Origin of the sequence: Kitasatospora sp. NPDC001527 (assembly GCF_040298605.1) — a bacterium.
Classification (GTDB): domain Bacteria; phylum Actinomycetota; class Actinomycetes; order Streptomycetales; family Streptomycetaceae; genus Kitasatospora.
On the sequence record NZ_JBEPAM010000018.1, the window covers coordinates 110,033 to 127,291 of the forward strand.

Consider the following 17,259-nt stretch of genomic DNA (forward strand, 5'->3'; position numbering starts at 1 on the left):
ATTCACCGCTCCCTGCGTGCCGGCCCGCTGGCCGGGCGCGCTGTGGTTCGTCGTCGTGGCAGCACCCGGGCCAGCTGTTTCCTGATCCGGGAGTTCTTGCTCCGGGCGGCCAGGGCCGCCTTCGCGCCCGAGCTGCTGCGTGCCAGGCAGAGCAGCACCCCGATCGCGGACATGGCCGACAGCATGGCGGAACCGCCGTAGGAGAACAGCGGGAGCGGGACGCCCGCGATGGGCAGCAGTCCCAGCGCCGACCCCAGGTTGATCACGGCCTGCGCCATGATCCAGGTGGTGGCGGCTCCCGCGGCGTACCTGACGAAGGGATCCTTCGTACCGATGGCCACACGGATACCCGCGTAGCCTAGTGCCGAGAAGAGACCGATCACCGACAGCGTCCCCACCAGACCCAGTTCCTCGCCGGTGGTGGCGAAGATGAAGTCGGTGTGCGCCTCCGGGAGCTGGCCCCACTTCTCCACGCCTGCGCCGAGCCCGGAGCCGAACAGACCGCCGAGGCCGAACGAGTAGACGCCGTGCAGGGCCTGGAAGCAGGCGCCGGCCGGGTCGAGCTTGGTCACACCGATGCAGGAGAGCCGCTCGGCGCGGTGCGGGACGGTGACCACCAGGGCGGTGCAGACCACGACGGCCACCCCGAGGGTGGCGACGAACAGCCGCAGCGGCGCGCCGACCATCCACAGCAGGCCGAACAGCATCGCCACCAGGATCATCGTGGTGCCCATGTCGCCGCCGAGCATGATCAGCGCGAGCAGCAACAGGGTGCCCGGCACCAGCGGGACCAGCAGGTGCTTCCACTGATCGAGGGTGCCGGTCTTCTGCTTGCGGGCCAGCAGGTCGGCGCCCCAGAGCACCAGGGCGAGCTTGGCGAACTCGGACGGCTGGAACTGGAACACGCCGAAATCCAGCCAGTTCCGGTTGCCGTTGACCTCCATGCCGATGCCCGGGATCGCGACCAGCACCATGGCGCCGATCACCGCGAACATCACCGGGTAGACGATCACCCGCAGCACCGCCACCGGCACCAGCGCGAAGCCGAGCAGCAGGGCGAAGCCGAGCACCACCGCGAGGAGCTGCTTGTAGAAGTAGAACTGGGTCGAGCGGTGCTGGCCCAGCGCGAGGATCTGCGAGGCCGAGAAGACCATCATCAGCCCGAGCACCACCAGCAGCAGTGCCGTGCCGGCGATCAGCAGGTAGGGCGTGAGCGGCCGGTCCAGGGCGTACCGCACGCGGGCCCGGAAGGCCTGCAGGCGGGCCAGTGGACCGGCCGACTTGTAGGCGGTGATGGTGGCCGAGATCACCCGCAGGGACCCGGCCGGGCGGCCCTTCTCCGGCGCGCTCGAACCGCCCACCCTGCCGCCCTGCCCCACCACAGCTCCCCTTTTCCGTCCCCCGTGGCCTCCGGGCCGGAGGCCACGGGGCAGGAGGTCGCCTACCGGTTCCCGTCCGCCAGCTCCCGGACGGCCGCGGCGAAGAGGTCGCCGCGCTCGCCGTAGTTGGTGAACATGTCCATCGAGGCGCAGGCCGGGGCCAGCAGCACCGTGTCACCCGTTCGGGCGAGCGACGCGGCCGCGCGGACCACCTCGGTCATCGCCACCGCGCCAGTCTGGCCCTCGGCCGCCTCGATCACCGGGACATCCGGCGCGTGTCGCGCCAGCGCCTCGCGGATCAGCGCGCGGTCCTCGCCGATCAGCACGACGGCCCGCAGCCGCTCGGCCGCGCCCTGGACCAGGTCGTCGAAGGTCGCGCCCTTGGCCAGGCCCCCGGCGATCCAGACGATCGGCCGGTACGCGGCCAGCGAGGCCGCGGCGGCGTGGGTGTTGGTGGCCTTGGAGTCGTCGACGTACGTGACGCCGTCGACCACCGCGACCTCGGCGATCCGGTGCGCGTCCGGCCGGAAGGCCCGCAGGCCCTCCCGGACGGCCTTGGGCTCCACGCCGTAGGCGCGGGCCAGCGCGGCGGCCGCCAGCGCGTTGGTGATGTTGTGCGGGGCGGCAGGGCGGCGGCGCGAGGCGCCTTCCTCGGAAGGGTGGTGGGCGACGGGCGGGCTGATGTCCTCGACCGAGCCCAGCTCGGCGGCGCTCACGGCCCGGTCGGCCACGAACGCGCGGTCCACCAGCAGGCCGTCGACCACGCCGAAGTTCGACGGGCCGGGCGCGCCGAGGCCGAACCCGATCGCCCGGCAGCCCTCCTCGACGTCGGCCTCGCGGACCAGCGCCTCGGTGGCCGGGTCGGCCAGGTTGTACACGCAGGCGACGACGTTGCCCTCGTAGATCCGGCCCTTGTCGGCGGCGTACGCCTCCATCGAGCCGTGCCAGTCGAGGTGGTCGGGCGCCAGGTTGAGCACGGCCGCCGCGTACGGGCGCAGCGAGGGCGCCCAGTGCAGCTGGTAGCTGGAGAGCTCGACGGCGAGCACGTCGTACGGCTCCTCGGCGAGCACCGCGTCCAGCACCGAGACCCCGACGTTGCCGACGGCGGCGGTGCGCCTGCCGGCGGCGGTGAGGATCGAGGCGAGCATCTGGACGGTGGTGGTCTTGCCGTTGGTGCCGGTGACGGCCAGCCAGGGGGCGGGTTCGCCGGTGGCGGGCAGCGGCCGGCGCAGGCGCCAGGCCAGCTCGACGTCGCCCCAGACCTCGACGCCGGCCTCGGCGGCGGCGGCGAACAGCGGGCTGCTCGGCGGCCAGCCGGGCGAGGTGACGACCAGGCGGGTGCCCTCGGGCAGGGTGGCGCCGTCGCCGAGGCGGACGGTGACGCCCTGCGCCTCCAGCTCGGCGGCGCGGGCGCCGAGGCCCTCGCCGGAGCCGCCGTCCACGACGGTGACGCGCGCGCCGAGGCCGTGCAGGACGCGGGCGGCGCTGATGCCGGAGACGCCGAGCCCGGCGACGGCGACCGGGAGTCCGGCCCAGTCCGGGTTGCCCGGTGCGGCGGTGGTCATCCGGTCACCCATCCCGCGTAGAAGAGGCCGAGGCCGACGGCCACGCACAGGCCCTGGATGATCCAGAACCGGACCACGACCAGGACCTCGCTCCAGCCCTTGAGTTCGAAGTGGTGCTGCAGCGGGGCCATCTTGAAGACGCGCTTGCCGGTCATCCGGAACGAGCCGACCTGGATGATCACCGAGAGAGTGATGATCACGAAGAGGCCGCCCAGCAGGACGAGCAGGATCTCGGTGCGCGAGCAGATCGCCAGACCGGCCAGCGCGCCGCCGAGGGCCAGCGAGCCGGTGTCGCCCATGAAGATCTTGGCGGGCGAGGTGTTCCACCAGAGGAAGCCGAAGCAGGAGCCCATCAGGGCGGCCGCGACCACCGCGAGGTCCAGCGGGTCGCGGACGTCGTAGCAGTTGGAGGTGGCCGAGGCCACGTAGGCGCAGCTCTGGCCGTACTCCCAGACGCCGATGAAGGTGTAGGCGCCGAAGGCCATCACCGAGGCGCCGGTGGCCAGGCCGTCCAGACCGTCCGTCAGGTTGACGCCGTTGGAGGTGGCGGCGATCAGGAAGTACGCGAAGATGACGAACAGGACCGGGCCGACCGCCCACTCGAAGTCCCGGACGAAGGACAGGTGCTCCGAGGCCGGCGTGCGGCCGGCGTTGTCGGGGAACTGCAGGGCCAGGATCGCGAAGACCAGGCCGACGATGGACTGGCCGGCCAGCTTGGCCTTGGCCCGCAGGCCGAGCGAGCGGCGCTTGACGACCTTGATGTAGTCGTCGAGGAAGCCCACCAGGCCCAGACCGGTGGTCAGGAACAGCACCAGCAGGCCGGAGGCGGTCGGGCTCTCGCGCGTTATCGCCTTGGTGGCGAAGTAGGCGATCAGCGTCGCGAGGATGAACGCGATGCCGCCCATCGTGGGCGTGCCCTTCTTGCTGTGGTGCGCCTTGGGGCCGTCGTCGCGGATGTACTGGCCGTAGCCCTGCCGGGCGAGCAGCTTGATCAGCGCGGGGGTGCCGGCCAGCGACAGGATCAGGCCGATCATGCCGGAGAAGAGGATCTGCTTCATTACTCGGCCGCACCGTCCGCGAGGAGGGCCTCGGCCACCTTCTCCAGCCTCACCGAACGGGAGGCCTTCACCAGCACCACATCCCCCGGCCGCAGCTGACTGCGCAGCAGCTCGACCGCCGCGTCCGCGTCGGACACCAGCACCGACTCCTCACCCCACGAACCTTCGTTCCTCGCGCCCAGTTCCATGCAGGCCGCCTCGCGTCCGCCGACCGCCACCAGCTTGGTGACGTCGAGCCGGACGGCGAGCCGCCCGATGGCGTCGTGCTCGGCCAGGCTGTCCTCGCCGAGCTCCCGCATCTCGCCGAGCACCGCCCAGGTGCGGCGGCGCTCCGGGCCGCGCCCCCCCATCGAGACCAGCGCCCGCAGCGCGGCCCGCATCGAGTCGGGGTTCGCGTTGTAGGCGTCGTTGACGACGGTGACACCATCGGCCCGGTCGACGACCTCCATGCGCCAGCGGGACAGCGCACCCGCCTGGCTCAGTGCTTCGGCGGTGTCGTCGACGGTCATCCCGAGCTCCATCGCCACCGCGGCGGCGGCGAGGGCGTTCGAGACGTGGTGCTCACCGTACAGGCGCAGCTGCACGGGTGCGGAACCGGCCGGGGTGCTCAGCGTGAAGGATGGACGTCCGGTGGAGTCCAGGCGAACGTCCTGTGCCCGGACGTCGGCCTCCGGGGACTCTCCGAAGTACACCACCCGGGCCTTGGTGCGGGCGGCCATGGCGCGCACCAGCCGGTCGTCCGCGTTGAGGATCGCCGCGCCGTCGGCGGGCAGGGCCTCGACGAGTTCGCCCTTGGCCTCGGCGATCGCCTCCTGGGAGCCGAACTCGCCGACGTGCGCGGTGCCGACGTTGAGCACCAGGCCGATCCGGGGCGGGGTGATCGAGGTGAGGTACTCGATGTCGCCCTTGTGCCGGGCGCCCATCTCCATCACCAGGTGCCGGGTGGTGGCCTCGACGCGCAGCGCGGTCGTCGGGTGGCCGATCTCGTTGTTGAGCGAGCCGGCCGGGAAGACGGTCTCGCCCAGGGGCTGGAGCAGCTGGGCGATGAGGTCCTTGGCGCTGGTCTTGCCGGCCGAACCGGTCAGCGCGACCACGGTGGCGTCGGAGCGGCCGACGACGGTGCGGGCCAGCTTGCCCAGGGCGTCCACCACGCTGTCCACCAGCACGGCGGGCACGCCGACCGGGCGGGAGGCCAGCACCGCGACGGCGCCGGCCTCGACCGCGGTGACCGCGTAGTCGTGGCCGTCCACGTGCTCGCCGACGAAGGCCGCGAACAGGCCGCCGGGGCGGACCTTGCGGGAGTCGACCTCGACCGGGGCGGTCACCAGGGCGTCGGGGTCGGCGCCGGCCAGGGTTCCCCCGACTGCGGCGGCCACCTCGGCGAGGGTCAGTGCGATCACGGCTGCTCTACTCCTCCGGTGCCCCGGGCGGCCGTGGTCCGCACGATGGATTCGCGCAGCACCTCCCGGTCGTCGAAGGGGCGGATCTCGTCTCGTACGTACTGCCCGAGCTCGTGGCCCTTGCCGGCCACCAGCACGGTGTCGCCGGCCTGGGCGCGGGCGACCGCGAGCTCGATCGCCTCGGCGCGGTCGGGCACGACCAGGACGGCGCCGCGCTCGGCCTCGGGCACCGCGGCGGCGCCGTTCAGCATGGTGGCGAGGATCGCCAGCGGGTCCTCGCTGCGCGGGTTGTCGCTGGTCAGCAGGGCCGTGTCGGCGAGCCGGGCGGCGATGCCGCCCATCGGGGCGCGCTTGTGCGGGTCCCGGTCGCCGCCGCAGCCGACCACCACGTGCAGCCGGCCCTTGGTGACCTCGCGCAGCGAGCCGAGGACGGCCTCCAGGGCGTCCGGCTTGTGCGCGTAGTCGACCACCGCGACGTAGGGCTGGCCGGCGTCCACCCGCTCCAGCCGGCCGGGCACGCCGGCGACGGCGGCGACGCCGGCCACCGCCTGCTCCAGCGGGAGCCCGGCGGTGGCGAGCACCACGATCGCGGCCAGCGCGTTGGCGACGTTGAACGGGCCGGGCAGCGGGACGGAGGCGTCCGCCTCGGCGCCGTCCGGGCCGAGCACCCGGAAGGTCGAGCCGACCGGGCCGAGCTGGACGTCCACCGCGCGCCAGTGCGCCTCGGGCGCGCCGGTGGCGGAGAAGGTGGCGACCGGGATCTTCGCCTCGGCGGCGAGCCGGCGGCCGTAGGCGTCGTCCACGTTGACCACGCCGGCGCGGGACTTGCCGGGCTGGAAGAGCCGGGCCTTCGCCTGGAAGTAGTCCTCCATGTCCGGGTGGAAGTCGAGGTGCTCGGGGGTGAGGTTGTTGAACAGCGCGACGTCGTAGGCCACGCCGTCGGTGCGGCCGTAGACCAGGGCGTGGCTGGAGACCTCCATGGTCACCGCGTCGGCGCCGCGCTCGCCCATCACGGCGAGGATCGCGTGCAGGTCGGTGGCCTCGGGGGTGGTCCGCTCGCTCTTGATCCGCTCGTCGCCGACCCGCATCTCGACGGTGCCGATCACGCCGGGGTGGCGGCCGGCGCCGCGCAGGCCGCCCTCGACCAGGTAGGAGGTGGTGGTCTTGCCGTTGGTGCCGGTGAGCCCGATCATCAGCAGCCGCTCGGACGGCCGGTCGTAGACGGCGGCCGCGAGCTCGCCCATCCGGGCCCGGGGCCGGTCGACGACCAGCAGCGGCAGGCCGGTGCCGGCCGCCAGCTCGGCGCCGGCCGGGTCGGTGAGCACCGCGACGGCGCCGGCCTCGGCGGCCTGTCCGGCGAACGACGCGCCGTGGTGGTTGGCCCCCGGGAACGCCACGTACACGTCGCCGGGGCGGACCTCGCGGGCGTTGTGGGTGACGCCGGTGACCTCGGGCCCCTCGACGGGGTCGAGGCCCAGCAGGCGGGCGACCTCGGCGAGCGGCCGGGCGCCGGTCCGGGCGGGACGGGGCGGGCTCACGGTGATTTGATCGGGTTTCGGCACGGCGCAGAGGCTATCCGCCGAAGGGCGTCCAGGGCCAAACCGGGCCTTTTCCGTACCGGCGGCCGCACCCGCCAGGTCGTTGCTCATGGTCGATCACGGCTTCCACTCGACGGGCAGGTTGGGCGCCTCGCTGCCGCTCGGCGGGACCTGGAGGGTCTTGAGGGTGAACTCCATCACCTGCTTGAACACCGGACCGCACAGCTGGCCGCCGAAGTGGCCGTTGACCGGGTCCTGGATCACGCAGGAGACGGTGACCCGGGGCTGGTCGGCCGGGGCGAAGCCGATGAAGGAGGCGGTGTACCCGCGGTAGCCGCCGCCGTTCGGGTCCACCCGGTTCGCGGTGCCGGTCTTGCCGGCGACCCGGTAGCCCGGGATGGCGGCCCTGCCGCCGGTGCCCTGCTCGTCGGAGACGACCGACTCCAGCATCTCGGTGAGGGTCTTGGCGGTCTGCTCGCTGACCACCCGTGACTGTCCGGACGCCGGGGCCGGGGTGTACTTGCCGTCCGGCGCGGTGGTGCCCTGGACGACGCTGGGCGTCATCCGGACGCCACCGTTGGCGATGGTCGAGAAGACCGAGGTCGCCTGGAGCGCGTTGACCGACAGGCCCTGGCCGAACGGGATGGTGTACTGCTTGGACGCCTTCCAGTCCTCCGGCTTGTCGAGCAGGCCGGCGGTCTCGCCGGGGAAGCCCAGGCCGGTCGGCTGGCCGATGCCGAACTTCCGCAGGTAGTCGTAGAGCACCCGGTTGGCCTCGGGCTGGGTGGCGCCGAGGGTCTGGGCGGCCTCGATGGTGCCGATGTTGGAGGACTTGGCGAGCACGCCGGCCAGAGTGAGGTACCAGGTGTCGTGCTCGACGTCGTCCTTGAACGCCACGTCGCCGCGGACCAGCGGGTACGGCACGGTGACCTTGGTGTCCCAGGTGGCCTTGCCGGTGTCCAGGACCGCCGCCATGGTCATCAGCTTGGCGGTGGAGCCGGGTTCGTAGGCGTCCTGCAGGGCGGTGTTGCCGAGCTGCGAGTTCTTGGCCGTGCTCAGGTCGTTCGGGTTGAAGCCGGGCGAGGTGGCCATCGCCAGCACCTGCCCGTTGCGCACGTCCTGGACGATCACGTAGCCCTTCTCCGCCCCGGCGTTGGCGACCTGGTCGGTGATGGCCCGCTGGGCGGCCCACTGGATGTCCCGGTTGATGGTCAGCCGCAGGTCGGTGCCGGGCACGGCGGGCTCCAGCGAGCCGCCCGCGGTCGGCACCAGGCGGCCGCCGGCCTGGGCGTAGCTGCTGTGGCCGTCCTTGCCGGCCAGCAACTGCTGGTACTGCTGCTCCAGCCCGCCGGCGCCCTCGCCCTCGGCGTTGACGAAGCCGACCAGGTTGGCGGCCAGGCCGTCGGACGGGTAGACCCGCTTCTGGGTGTCCCGGTTGAAGACGCCGGCCAGCGGGTTGACGCACTCGTTGTCCAGCCGGGTGCGGCCGCCCTCCTCGGCGGGCTTGTTCAGCAGCCGCTTCTGGGCCTGGCAGGCGCGCGAGCCGGCCTGCTTCTCCAGGCCGGACTTGAGGTCGCTGATCTGGTTCTTGATGTCCGGGCTCTGCTGGGCGGCCAGCCGCTTATACCGGCTCTTGGGGGTGTGCAGGTCGGCGGCGATCTTCTCCTTGGGCACGCCGAGGATCGGCGCCAGCAGCGCGGCGGCCTGCTCGGGCGCGTCGGGCAGGCCGGTCGCCTCGGGGGTGAACATCGCCGGGTCGGCGGTGATGTCGTAGGCGTCGACGGTGGTGGCCAGGGCGACGCCGTCGGAGGACGTTATCGAGCCGCGCTCGGCGGTGATCGGGATGTTCAGGTAGCGGTTGGTGTTGGCGTCGGCGGCCAGCGCGTCGGAGTCCAGCAGCTGGAGCTGGACCAGCCGCCCGGCGAAGATCGAGAACACCACCGAGAGCGAGATGGTGATCACCCGCAGCCGGCGGCGCGGATCGGCCAGCCGGATCCCCCGGGAGGCCGGGCGGCGGGCCGGCGGACGGCGCTGCGGGCGCGGCCGGGGGGCCGGCGGGCGCCCGTCGGAGCGGCGCTGCTGCGGGGCCCGCGCGGGGCGGGGGCGGCCGGGCTGCTCCTTGGGCGCCTGGGCCCGGGCGCCCTCGCCCCGGGCGGCCGGCGGCTTGGGGCTCTGCCCGTCGGGCTTCTGGGCCCTGGGCGGCTGCGCCTTGGGGTTCTGCGGCTTCGGGTTCTGGGCCTTGGGGTTCTGGGCCCTGGGGGGCTGCGGCTTCGGGTTCTGGGCGCGGCCGGCGGACTGTCCGCGCGGCGTGCCGGGACGCGGCGCGGCGCCCCGGACGGGACGGCGCCCGTCGGCGCCGCCGCCGGAGGGCTGGCGGGGCGTGCTCATCGGCCGGTCCCCCCGCCCGCGTGCGGCGACGGCTGCGCCGTGCCCGGGTTGACCTGCACGGTGACGTCGCCGCCCGGCGCCGGGCCGGTCGGCGAGGCGGCCGGGGCCGACGGGGTGGACGGGGTGGACGGGCTGGACGGCGGCGGGGCGGCCGGAGCCGTCGCCCCCGGGGTCGGCTGGGCAGGCGGCTGCGCGCCGGGCTGGACACCCGGCTGGACACTCGGCTGGGCAGCCGGTGCGGACGGCTTCCCGGGCCACGGTTCCGTGGTGGACCGTTTCACCGGAGGGCTGTCCTGGGCCGCCTTGGGCGTGCCCACCACCGCGCCGCCGTTCGGCAGGTCGAGGAAGGCCATCCCGCCGGCCGGCACCATGCCCAGCTCGGCGGCCCGGCGGGCCAGCGCGTCCGGCGCGGAGTTCTGGTCGATCTGGTGCTGCAGCCCCTGCTGCTCGTCGGTCAGCACGGTGGTCTGCCGCTGCAGCCGGGACAGCTCGAAGGAGCCCTCGTTGAGCGCGGTGTTCAGCGCCAGCAGCCCGAGCAGCCCGGCCCCGAGCAGCAGCACCACCAGCACCGCGAACGGCGTGCGCCCCCGTACCGGCCGGCCCGGGCGCACGGTGATCCGCGCCCTGCCGCTCTGCCCCGGGAGCACCCGGCTCCCTGCCCCGCCTCCGGCCACCGGCCCCACCACTGTCGCTCCTCCGCCCTTCGGACCGCCCCGGTGCCGGTCAGCCCCGGGTGCTTCGGTCCCTGATCCTCTCCGCCACCCGCAGCCGCACGGGCGCGGCGCGCCGGTTCTCCTCGATCTCCTCCTCCGTGGCCAGCTCGGCACCGCGAGTGATCAGCTTCAGCCAGGGCTGGTGCTCCTCGGGGACGATCGGCAGCCCCGGCGGGGCGGTGCTGGTCGCGCCGGCCGCGAAGTACTGCTTGACCAGGCGGTCCTCCAGCGACTGGTACGACATCACGACGATCCGCCCGCCGAGCGCCAGGACGTCCAGCGCCCCGGGGATCGCCCGGTCCAGGACCTCCAGCTCGCCGTTGACCTCGATCCGCAGCGCCTGGAAGGTCCGCTTGGCCGGGTTGCCGCCGGTGCGGCGGGTGGCGGCGGGGATGGCGCCCCGTACCAACTCGACCAGACGCGCGCTGGTGGTGAACGGTTCCTTCTCGCGCTCCCGGACGATGACCGAGGCGATCTTGCCGGCGAACCGCTCCTCGCCGTACAGCTTGAGGATCCGGGCCAGCTGGCCGTGGCTGTAGGTGTTCAGCACCTCGGCCGCGCTGATCCCGCGGGTCTGGTCCATCCGCATGTCCAGCGGCGCGTCCTGGGCGTAGGCGAAGCCGCGGTCGGCCTCGTCCAGCTGCATCGAGGAGACGCCGAGGTCGAACAGGACGCCGTCCACCCGCGGGACGCCCAGGCGCTCCAGCACCTCGGGGATCTCGTCGTAGACGGCGTGCACCAGGGTGGCCCGGTCGCCGAAGCGGGCCAGCCGCTCGCCGGAGAGCTCGAGCGCCGCCGGGTCGCGGTCCACCGCGATCAGCCGGACGTCCGGGAACTGGGTGAGCAGGGCCTCGCTGTGGCCGCCGAGGCCGAGGGTGGCGTCCACCACGACCGCGCCGGGCCGGGAGATCGCCGGGGCCAGCGCGTCCATGCACCGCTGCAGCATCACCGGGACGTGCTTGGGTGCCGGCTCGTTGGTGGTCATGCGCTGTGGCGCCCTTCCTCGGTGCGAAAGCCGCCCGACGTCCGGGGAGCTGCGACCATTCTGTCCCACCGGATGGCGGAGCCGTCGCACGGGCCGGGCCGCGCGGCCCGTGGTCCCCGCCCGCTCAAGGGGAAGGTCGTGACCGCCCGGCGCCGGGGAAGGTGCGCCAGGTGGCACGGAGAGCGGGTGGAGGCCACGGGCCGCGTCGGTCACCGCACGGCCGGAAAGGCCCGGTTGACGGGCCCCGGCGGGTGTGCTCCACTGCGCCGCAACTCTATCGCGCACGCCCCGTCAGTCAATGGCCCGCTCCGGCGCACCACCCGGGCGGCGGTACGGATCTCCGCAGGTCGCGAGGGTGCTCGTGGCACATGCCAGGGGCCCGGCGGAGCACCCGGGTGGCGCATCGCCCCCCATCCGCCCGTTGTGGAGATTCCTCCGGTCACAGGGGGCCGCTTCTGTAGCAATCATCCCCACCGGGCACGAGGAATTCGCACTAACGTCTTCGCCATGACAGTGACTCCCGACCGGCCCGTGCCGACCGACGCTGCCGACCACTCCACACCGACCATCATCGACCGCTTCGTCGCGGCCAACAGCGAGTACGCGCTGACCTTCCGCGACGGCGGCATGGACGCCCGCCCGGTCCAGCGGATCGCCGTGGTGGCCTGTATGGACGCCCGTCTCGACCTGTTCGCCGCGCTCGGCCTCGAACTCGGCGACGCCCACGTCATCCGCAACGCGGGCGGCGTGGTCACCGACGACACCATCCGCTCCCTGACCATCAGCCAGCGCGCCCTGGGCACCCGCTCGATCGCCCTGATCCACCACACCGGCTGCGGCCTGCTCGGTCTCACCGAGGACTTCCGCCGCGAACTGGAGGCGGAGGTCGGCCAGCGTCCGCAGTGGGCGGTCGAGGCCTTCGTCGACCTGGACGGCGACGTCCGGCAGTCGATGCAGCGGGTGCGCACCTCCCCCTTCCTGCTCCACACCGACGACGTGCGCGGTTTCGTGTTCGACGTCCACACCGGCCTGCTGCGCGAGATCGACTGATTCCCGCCCGCCCGGGGTGCCCGGCCGACGCCGTCCGGGCCCGCCGGGCACCCCCGGCCCCCCTTCCGACCTGTGCGGCCCTTCCAAGTGGTGACTTCTGGGCTTCGCAGGGGGGAGAATGCGCCTGCCGGTCTGACCTCGAACCACCTGGGGCGGCCAGCCGCAGGCCGTACCCCGGCACCGGCTCCCGCACGCGGAACCGCGCCCGGAGGGGCCGCGTCCAGCATGGGGTGGGGCCGGGCTCGGTCGGAGCCGGTCGTGGTGTGCCAGGGAGCGAACGGGTGACGAGCTACAGCGATCAGGCCGGTCTCGACGGTCGTACGGGGGACGGCCAGGAGGCAACGGGGTACCACCCGGTCGGCCTGCCGGAACTCGCCGCCGTCGTCGACCGGATCCGGGCCAACATCGAGAGCGTCATCGAGGGCAAGCCGGAGGCCGTCCGGATCGCCCTGACCGTCCTGCTCGCCGAGGGCCACCTGCTGCTGGAGGACGTGCCCGGCGTCGGCAAGACCATGCTGGCCAAGGCGCTCGCCCGCTCCGTCGACTGCACCGTGCGGCGCATCCAGTTCACCCCGGACCTGCTGCCCTCGGACGTCACCGGCACCAACATCTTCGACCAGCAGCAGCGCGACTTCGAGTTCCGCCCCGGCGCGATCTTCGCCCAGATCGTGGTCGGCGACGAGATCAACCGGGCCTCGCCGAAGACCCAGTCCGCGCTGCTGGAGTCGATGGAGGAGCGCCAGGTCACCATCGACGGCACCAGCTACGGGCTGCCCTCGCCGTTCATGGTGGTCGCCACCCAGAACCCGGTCGAGATGGAGGGCACCTACCCCCTCCCGGAGGCCCAGCGGGACCGCTTCATGGCCCGGATCTCGATGGGCTACCCCAGCCCCGAGGCCGAGTTCGCCATGCTCGACGTGCACGCCGGCGCCAGCCCGCTGGACGACCTGCAGCCGGTCGCGCACGCCGCCGACATCCTCAAGCTGATCGACCTGGTGCGCACCGTGCACGTGGCCGACCCGGTCCGCCGCTACGCCGTCGACCTGGTCGCCGCCACCCGCACCAGCCACGAGCTGCGGCTGGGCGCCTCGCCGCGCGCCACCCTGCACCTGGTGCGCGCCGCCCGCGCCGCCGCCGCCCTGGACGGCCGCGACTACGTCACCCCCGACGACATCCAGCGCCTCGCCGTCCCGGTGCTCGCGCACCGCCTGATGCCCACCGCCGAGACCCAGCTCAGCCGCCGCACCGCCGAGCAGATCGTCGCCGACCTGGTCGCCCGCCTGCCGCTGCCGCGTCCGCAGCAGGGCGGCACCGCCGTCCGGAGGGGCTGAGGTGGGCCCGTCCGACGAACCGTCGGGCCTGCGCGCCGGGCTGCGCGGCCTCACCACCCGGGGGCGTTCCTTCCTCGCCGCCGGACTGACCGCGGTGGTCTGCGCGTACCTGCTCGGCCAGGACGCCCTGCTGCGCGTCGGCGTGCTGCTGGCCGTGCTGCCGCTGGCCGCCGCGCTGCTGCTGGCCAACACCCGCTACCGGGTCGCCAGCGGGCGCCGGCTCAGCCCGCACCGGGCGGTGGCCGGCCAGGAGGCCCGGGTGCACCTGCGGGTGGACAACGTCTCGCGGGTCCCCACCGGCCTGCTGCTGCTGGAGGACAAGGTCCCGTACGTGCTCGGGCCGCGCCCGCGGTTCGTGCTGGACCGGGTCGAGCCGCGCGGCCACCGCGAGGTCTCCTACCGGGTCCGCTCCGACCTGCGCGGCCGCTACCCGCTCGGCCCGCTCCAGCTGCGGCTCTCCGACCCGTTCGGGATGTGCGAGCTGAACCGCTCGTTCGCCGCCTCCGACGTGCTCACCGTCGTCCCCCAGGTGCTGGCGCTGCCGCACGTGCGGCTCAGCGGCGAGTGGGCCGGGCAGGGCGAGAGCCGCACCCGCTCGCTCGCGCTGGCCGGCGACGACGACGTCATCCTGCGCGAGTACCGGGCCGGTGACGACCTGCGCCGGGTGCACTGGAAGTCCACCGCCCGCTACGGCGAGCTGATGGTCCGGCGCGAGGAGCAGCCCCGCAAGGCCCGGGCCACCGTCCTGCTGGACACCCGCGAGACCGGCCACCGGGGCAGCGGCCCGGCCTCCTCCTTCGAGTGGGCGGTCAGCTGCGCCGCCTCCGTCGCCGCGCACCTGCTGGAGCGCGGCTACCAAACCCGGCTGCTCACCGACACCGGCCTCGCCGTGCCCGGCCTGGAGGGGGACGGCGGCCACGGCGCCGCCGAGACCTCCGGCGTCATCCTGGACGCGCTCGCGATCGTCGACCTCTCCGACGGGGCCGGGCTCTCCCGCGCCGAGGAGCCGCTGCGGGCCGGCGGCGAGGGCCTGCTGGTGGCCGTCCTCGGCGAACTCGACGAGGAGCAGACCGCCCGGCTCGCCCGGCTGCGCAGCCGCACCGGCGGCGCCGTCGTCTTCCTGCTCGACACCGGCACCTGGGCCGGCCTGCGCCTGCTCGCCCCCGAGACCGGCAGCGAGGAGTACCGCGACCGCGCGCGCCGGCTGCGCGAGGCCGGCTGGACGGTGCTCACCGTCCGCGCCGGCGACTCCGTCCCCGAGCTGTGGCGGGCCGCCGACCGGGCCGAGTCGCCCGCCCCCTACCGAGAAGAGGCCGGCGCGTGACCACCCGGGCCAAACTGACCGTGTACTCGGCGCTGGCCACCGCCCTGGCCGCGCTCTGCCTCACCCCGCTGCTGACCGACCGGGGCTGGATCGCGCACGCCCTCCTGGTGGTGGTCGTCGTCGCGGCGGTCGGCGCCGGACTGCGGCGCACGCCGGTCTACCGGTGGGTCGTCCCGATCGGCCAGCTGCTGGCGCTGTTCGTCCTGCTGCTGCTCGGCTTCGCCGCCTCCTCGGCGGTCTTCGGCGGCGTCGTCCCCGGCACCGAGTCCGTCCGCACCCTCGGCCGGGTCCTCTCCCAGGGGTTCACCGACGTCCGCGACTACGCCATCCCCGCCCCGCCCAACCCCGGGCTGCGGCTGATCCTGGTCGGCTCGGTCGGGCTGATCGCCGTCGCGGTGGACACCGTGGCGGTCACCTACCGCCGCTCGGCCCTGGCCGGGCTGCCGCTGCTCGCGCTCTACTCGGTCGGCAACGCCCTGGCCGGCGACCGGGGCAGCTGGCTCTGGTTCGCCACCGCCGCCGCCGGCTACCTGGTCCTGCTCTTCGCCGAGGGCCAGGACCGGGTCTCCCGCTGGGGCCGGATCTTCCGCGGCTCCGAACGCGGCGAGGGCAGCGGCCTGGGCGCGCTCGGCCAGAACGGGCGCCAGGTCGGCGTGCTGGCCCTCGTGCTCGCCCTGCTGGTGCCGGCCTTCCTGCCGCGCTGGGGCGACGGCCTGCTGCACACCGCCTCCGGCACGGCCTCCGGCCGCGGCGGCAGCGGGGGCGCCAGCAGCCTCGACCCGCTGGTCGCCCTGACCGGGTCGCTGCCCAACCCGCGCAACGTCGAGCTGTTCACCTACTGGACGGAGAGCCCGTCCGCCGGCTCCACCTACCTGCGCACCGGCGCGCTGGACGCCTTCGACGGCACCAGCTGGAAGCGCGGCTCCTCGAACACCGTGCCGTTCACCGGCGCGATGCCCGCCCCCGAGGGCCTGGGCCCGGTCGACGTGCCCGAGGCCAAGACCGAGGTCATGATCGGCAACCGGCTGGAAGACGCCTGGCTGCCGCTCCCCTACCCGGCCCGGACCGTCAACCTGCGCGACAACGCCGCCTGGCAGCTCGACCCGCTCACCGCCAGCGTGCTCCCCGCCAAGGACAAGGCGATCAAGGGCCTCAAGTACACGGCCACCGGACTGGACGTCCAGCCCACCGCCACCAGCCTGCGCATCGCGCCCAAGGCGCCCGAGCGGATCACCCGGCAGTACCTCACCGTGCCGTCCGACACGCCCGAGGTGGTCAGGAAGACGGCGCTGGACGTCACCAGGAACGCGCCGACCCCGTACGACAAGATGGACGCGCTGCGCACCTGGTTCACCGGCCCCGACTTCACCTACGACGCCACCACCAGGACCGACAGCGGCAGCGACGCGATGGCCGACTTCCTGGCCCGCCGCCGCGGCTTCTGCGTCCACTTCGCCTCCACCATGGCGGTGATGGCCCGCTACCTGGGCGTCCCCTCCCGGGTCGCGCTCGGCTTCACCCCCGGCGACAGCAAGGGCGGCAACCTCTACTCGGTGACCGACGCGATGTACCACGCCTGGCCCGAGCTGTACTTCGAGGGCTACGGCTGGCTGCGCTTCGAGCCCACCCCGAACCGCGGCGTCCAGCCCGACTACTCGGACCCGGTCTCCGCCCCGGCCACCCAGCCGACCACCGCGCCGGCCCCGCAGCCGCAGGCCACCGCGCCGGTCCAGGTGCCGTCCGCCGACCCCGACTGCGACGCCAAGCTGCGCCGGATGGGCGACTGCGGCGACGAGCGCGGCACCGCGGCCGGCACCGACGAGGGGTTCACGCTCCCCTCCGGGAAGACCCTGACCGGCCTGGTCGCCGCCCTGCTCCTGGTGGCACTGCTGCTCACCCCGATGGTCTGGCGCGCCCTGCTGCGCCGGCGCCGGCTGGGCGCGGGCGGGCGGCGCCGCCCCGGCGGCGGACCGGGACCGGACGGGCTCACCGACGCCCAGGTGCTGGCCGCCTGGGACGAGCTGATCGACTCCGCCTGGGACCTCGGCATCCCGCCGGACGAGTCGCGCACCCCACGCGCCGCCGCCCGCCGGATCGCCGAGACCGGCGAGCTGGACGAGGCCTCGGCCGCAGCCGCCGGCCGGGTGGCGCTGGCCACCGAGCGGGTGCTCTACGCCCGCTCCGCGCAGGTCGACGAGCCGCTGGCGGCGGACGTCCGGGCCACCCGCGACGGCCTGCGGGCCCGGGTCGGGCGGCGGGGCCGGATCAGGGCGCTGCTGCTGCCGGCCTCCTCCGCCCAGCTGCGGTGGCGGATCTCGGACGTGCTGCTGACCGCCCGGCTCAAGGCGGGCGCCCGGGTGGCGCGGGTCGTCGGGGCGGTCACCGGACCGGTCCGCCGTGCGCTGACCCGGCGGCGCCGCGGCGGGAACGGCCGCGCGGAGTCCTGACCGCGTCCGGGGCGTGTCCGACACGCCCCGGACGCGGCGGGGGGGGGGGGTGCCACGGAGTCCCCCCCCCGGCGGGGGCCG

Annotated in this window: 12 protein-coding genes; 4 read left to right on the top strand and 8 right to left on the bottom strand. The window is 74.2% G+C overall.

The window, feature by feature from the left end:
* Nucleotides 1–2: 2 nt before the first annotated feature.
* The 8 genes from ftsW to rsmH all read right to left on the bottom strand — a co-directional run bounded on the left by ftsW (nt 3) and on the right by rsmH (nt 11,026).
* A complete protein-coding gene (gene ftsW, locus ABT238_RS19065; protein WP_502891447.1) occupies nt 3–1,361 on the bottom strand; it encodes a putative lipid II flippase FtsW in 1,359 nt (452 codons plus the stop codon).
* A gap of 80 nt (nt 1,362–1,441) precedes the next feature.
* Nucleotides 1,442–2,944, bottom strand: a complete 1,503-nt coding sequence (locus tag ABT238_RS19070; RefSeq protein WP_350563733.1) for a Mur ligase family protein — start codon at nt 2,942–2,944, stop codon at nt 1,442–1,444.
* Nucleotides 2,941–4,002, bottom strand: a complete 1,062-nt coding sequence (mraY, locus tag ABT238_RS19075; protein WP_350563735.1) for a phospho-N-acetylmuramoyl-pentapeptide-transferase — start codon at nt 4,000–4,002, stop codon at nt 2,941–2,943. Before mraY ends, ABT238_RS19070 begins: the two co-directional genes overlap by 4 nt.
* Nucleotides 4,002–5,402 (bottom strand): UDP-N-acetylmuramoyl-tripeptide--D-alanyl-D-alanine ligase, encoded by a 1,401-nt coding sequence (locus ABT238_RS19080; RefSeq protein WP_350563737.1) that lies wholly within the window; start codon nt 5,400–5,402, stop codon nt 4,002–4,004. The genes mraY and ABT238_RS19080 overlap by 1 nt, the downstream gene beginning before the upstream one ends.
* Nucleotides 5,399–7,051: a UDP-N-acetylmuramoyl-L-alanyl-D-glutamate--2,6-diaminopimelate ligase gene (locus ABT238_RS19085; RefSeq protein ID WP_502884218.1), complete on the bottom strand. Its 1,653-nt coding sequence runs from the start codon at nt 7,049–7,051 to the stop codon at nt 5,399–5,401. Before ABT238_RS19085 ends, ABT238_RS19080 begins: the two co-directional genes overlap by 4 nt.
* Nucleotides 7,052–7,057: 6 nt before the next feature.
* Nucleotides 7,058–9,328: a peptidoglycan D,D-transpeptidase FtsI family protein gene (locus ABT238_RS19090; RefSeq protein WP_350563742.1), complete on the bottom strand. Its 2,271-nt coding sequence runs from the start codon at nt 9,326–9,328 to the stop codon at nt 7,058–7,060.
* Nucleotides 9,325–9,975 carry a cell division protein FtsL gene (gene ftsL / locus ABT238_RS19095; protein ID WP_350769093.1) on the bottom strand — a complete coding sequence of 217 codons (651 nt, stop codon included), beginning with the start codon at nt 9,973–9,975 and terminating at the stop codon, nt 9,325–9,327. The genes ABT238_RS19090 and ftsL overlap by 4 nt, the downstream gene beginning before the upstream one ends.
* A 76-nt stretch (nt 9,976–10,051) precedes the next feature.
* Nucleotides 10,052–11,026 (bottom strand): 16S rRNA (cytosine(1402)-N(4))-methyltransferase RsmH, encoded by a 975-nt coding sequence (rsmH, locus tag ABT238_RS19100; RefSeq protein ID WP_350563746.1) that lies wholly within the window; start codon nt 11,024–11,026, stop codon nt 10,052–10,054.
* A gap of 507 nt (nt 11,027–11,533) precedes the next feature.
* Between rsmH and ABT238_RS19105 the strand changes: the two genes are divergently transcribed.
* The 4 genes from ABT238_RS19105 to ABT238_RS19120 all read left to right on the top strand — a co-directional run bounded on the left by ABT238_RS19105 (nt 11,534) and on the right by ABT238_RS19120 (nt 17,178).
* On the top strand, nt 11,534–12,076 hold the full coding sequence (locus ABT238_RS19105; RefSeq protein ID WP_350563748.1) for a beta-class carbonic anhydrase: 543 nt from the start codon (nt 11,534–11,536) through the stop codon (nt 12,074–12,076).
* A 362-nt stretch (nt 12,077–12,438) separates the two neighbouring features.
* Nucleotides 12,439–13,407, top strand: a complete 969-nt coding sequence (locus tag ABT238_RS19110; protein ID WP_350563784.1) for an AAA family ATPase — start codon at nt 12,439–12,441, stop codon at nt 13,405–13,407.
* A 1-nt stretch (nt 13,408) separates the two neighbouring features.
* On the top strand, nt 13,409–14,731 hold the full coding sequence (locus ABT238_RS19115) for a DUF58 domain-containing protein (protein WP_350769094.1): 1,323 nt from the start codon (nt 13,409–13,411) through the stop codon (nt 14,729–14,731).
* Complete coding sequence (locus ABT238_RS19120; protein WP_350563752.1) at nt 14,728–17,178, top strand: transglutaminase TgpA family protein; 2,451 nt, start codon at nt 14,728–14,730, stop codon at nt 17,176–17,178. The genes ABT238_RS19115 and ABT238_RS19120 overlap by 4 nt, the downstream gene beginning before the upstream one ends.
* The last annotated feature ends 81 nt before the right edge of the window (nt 17,179–17,259 follow it).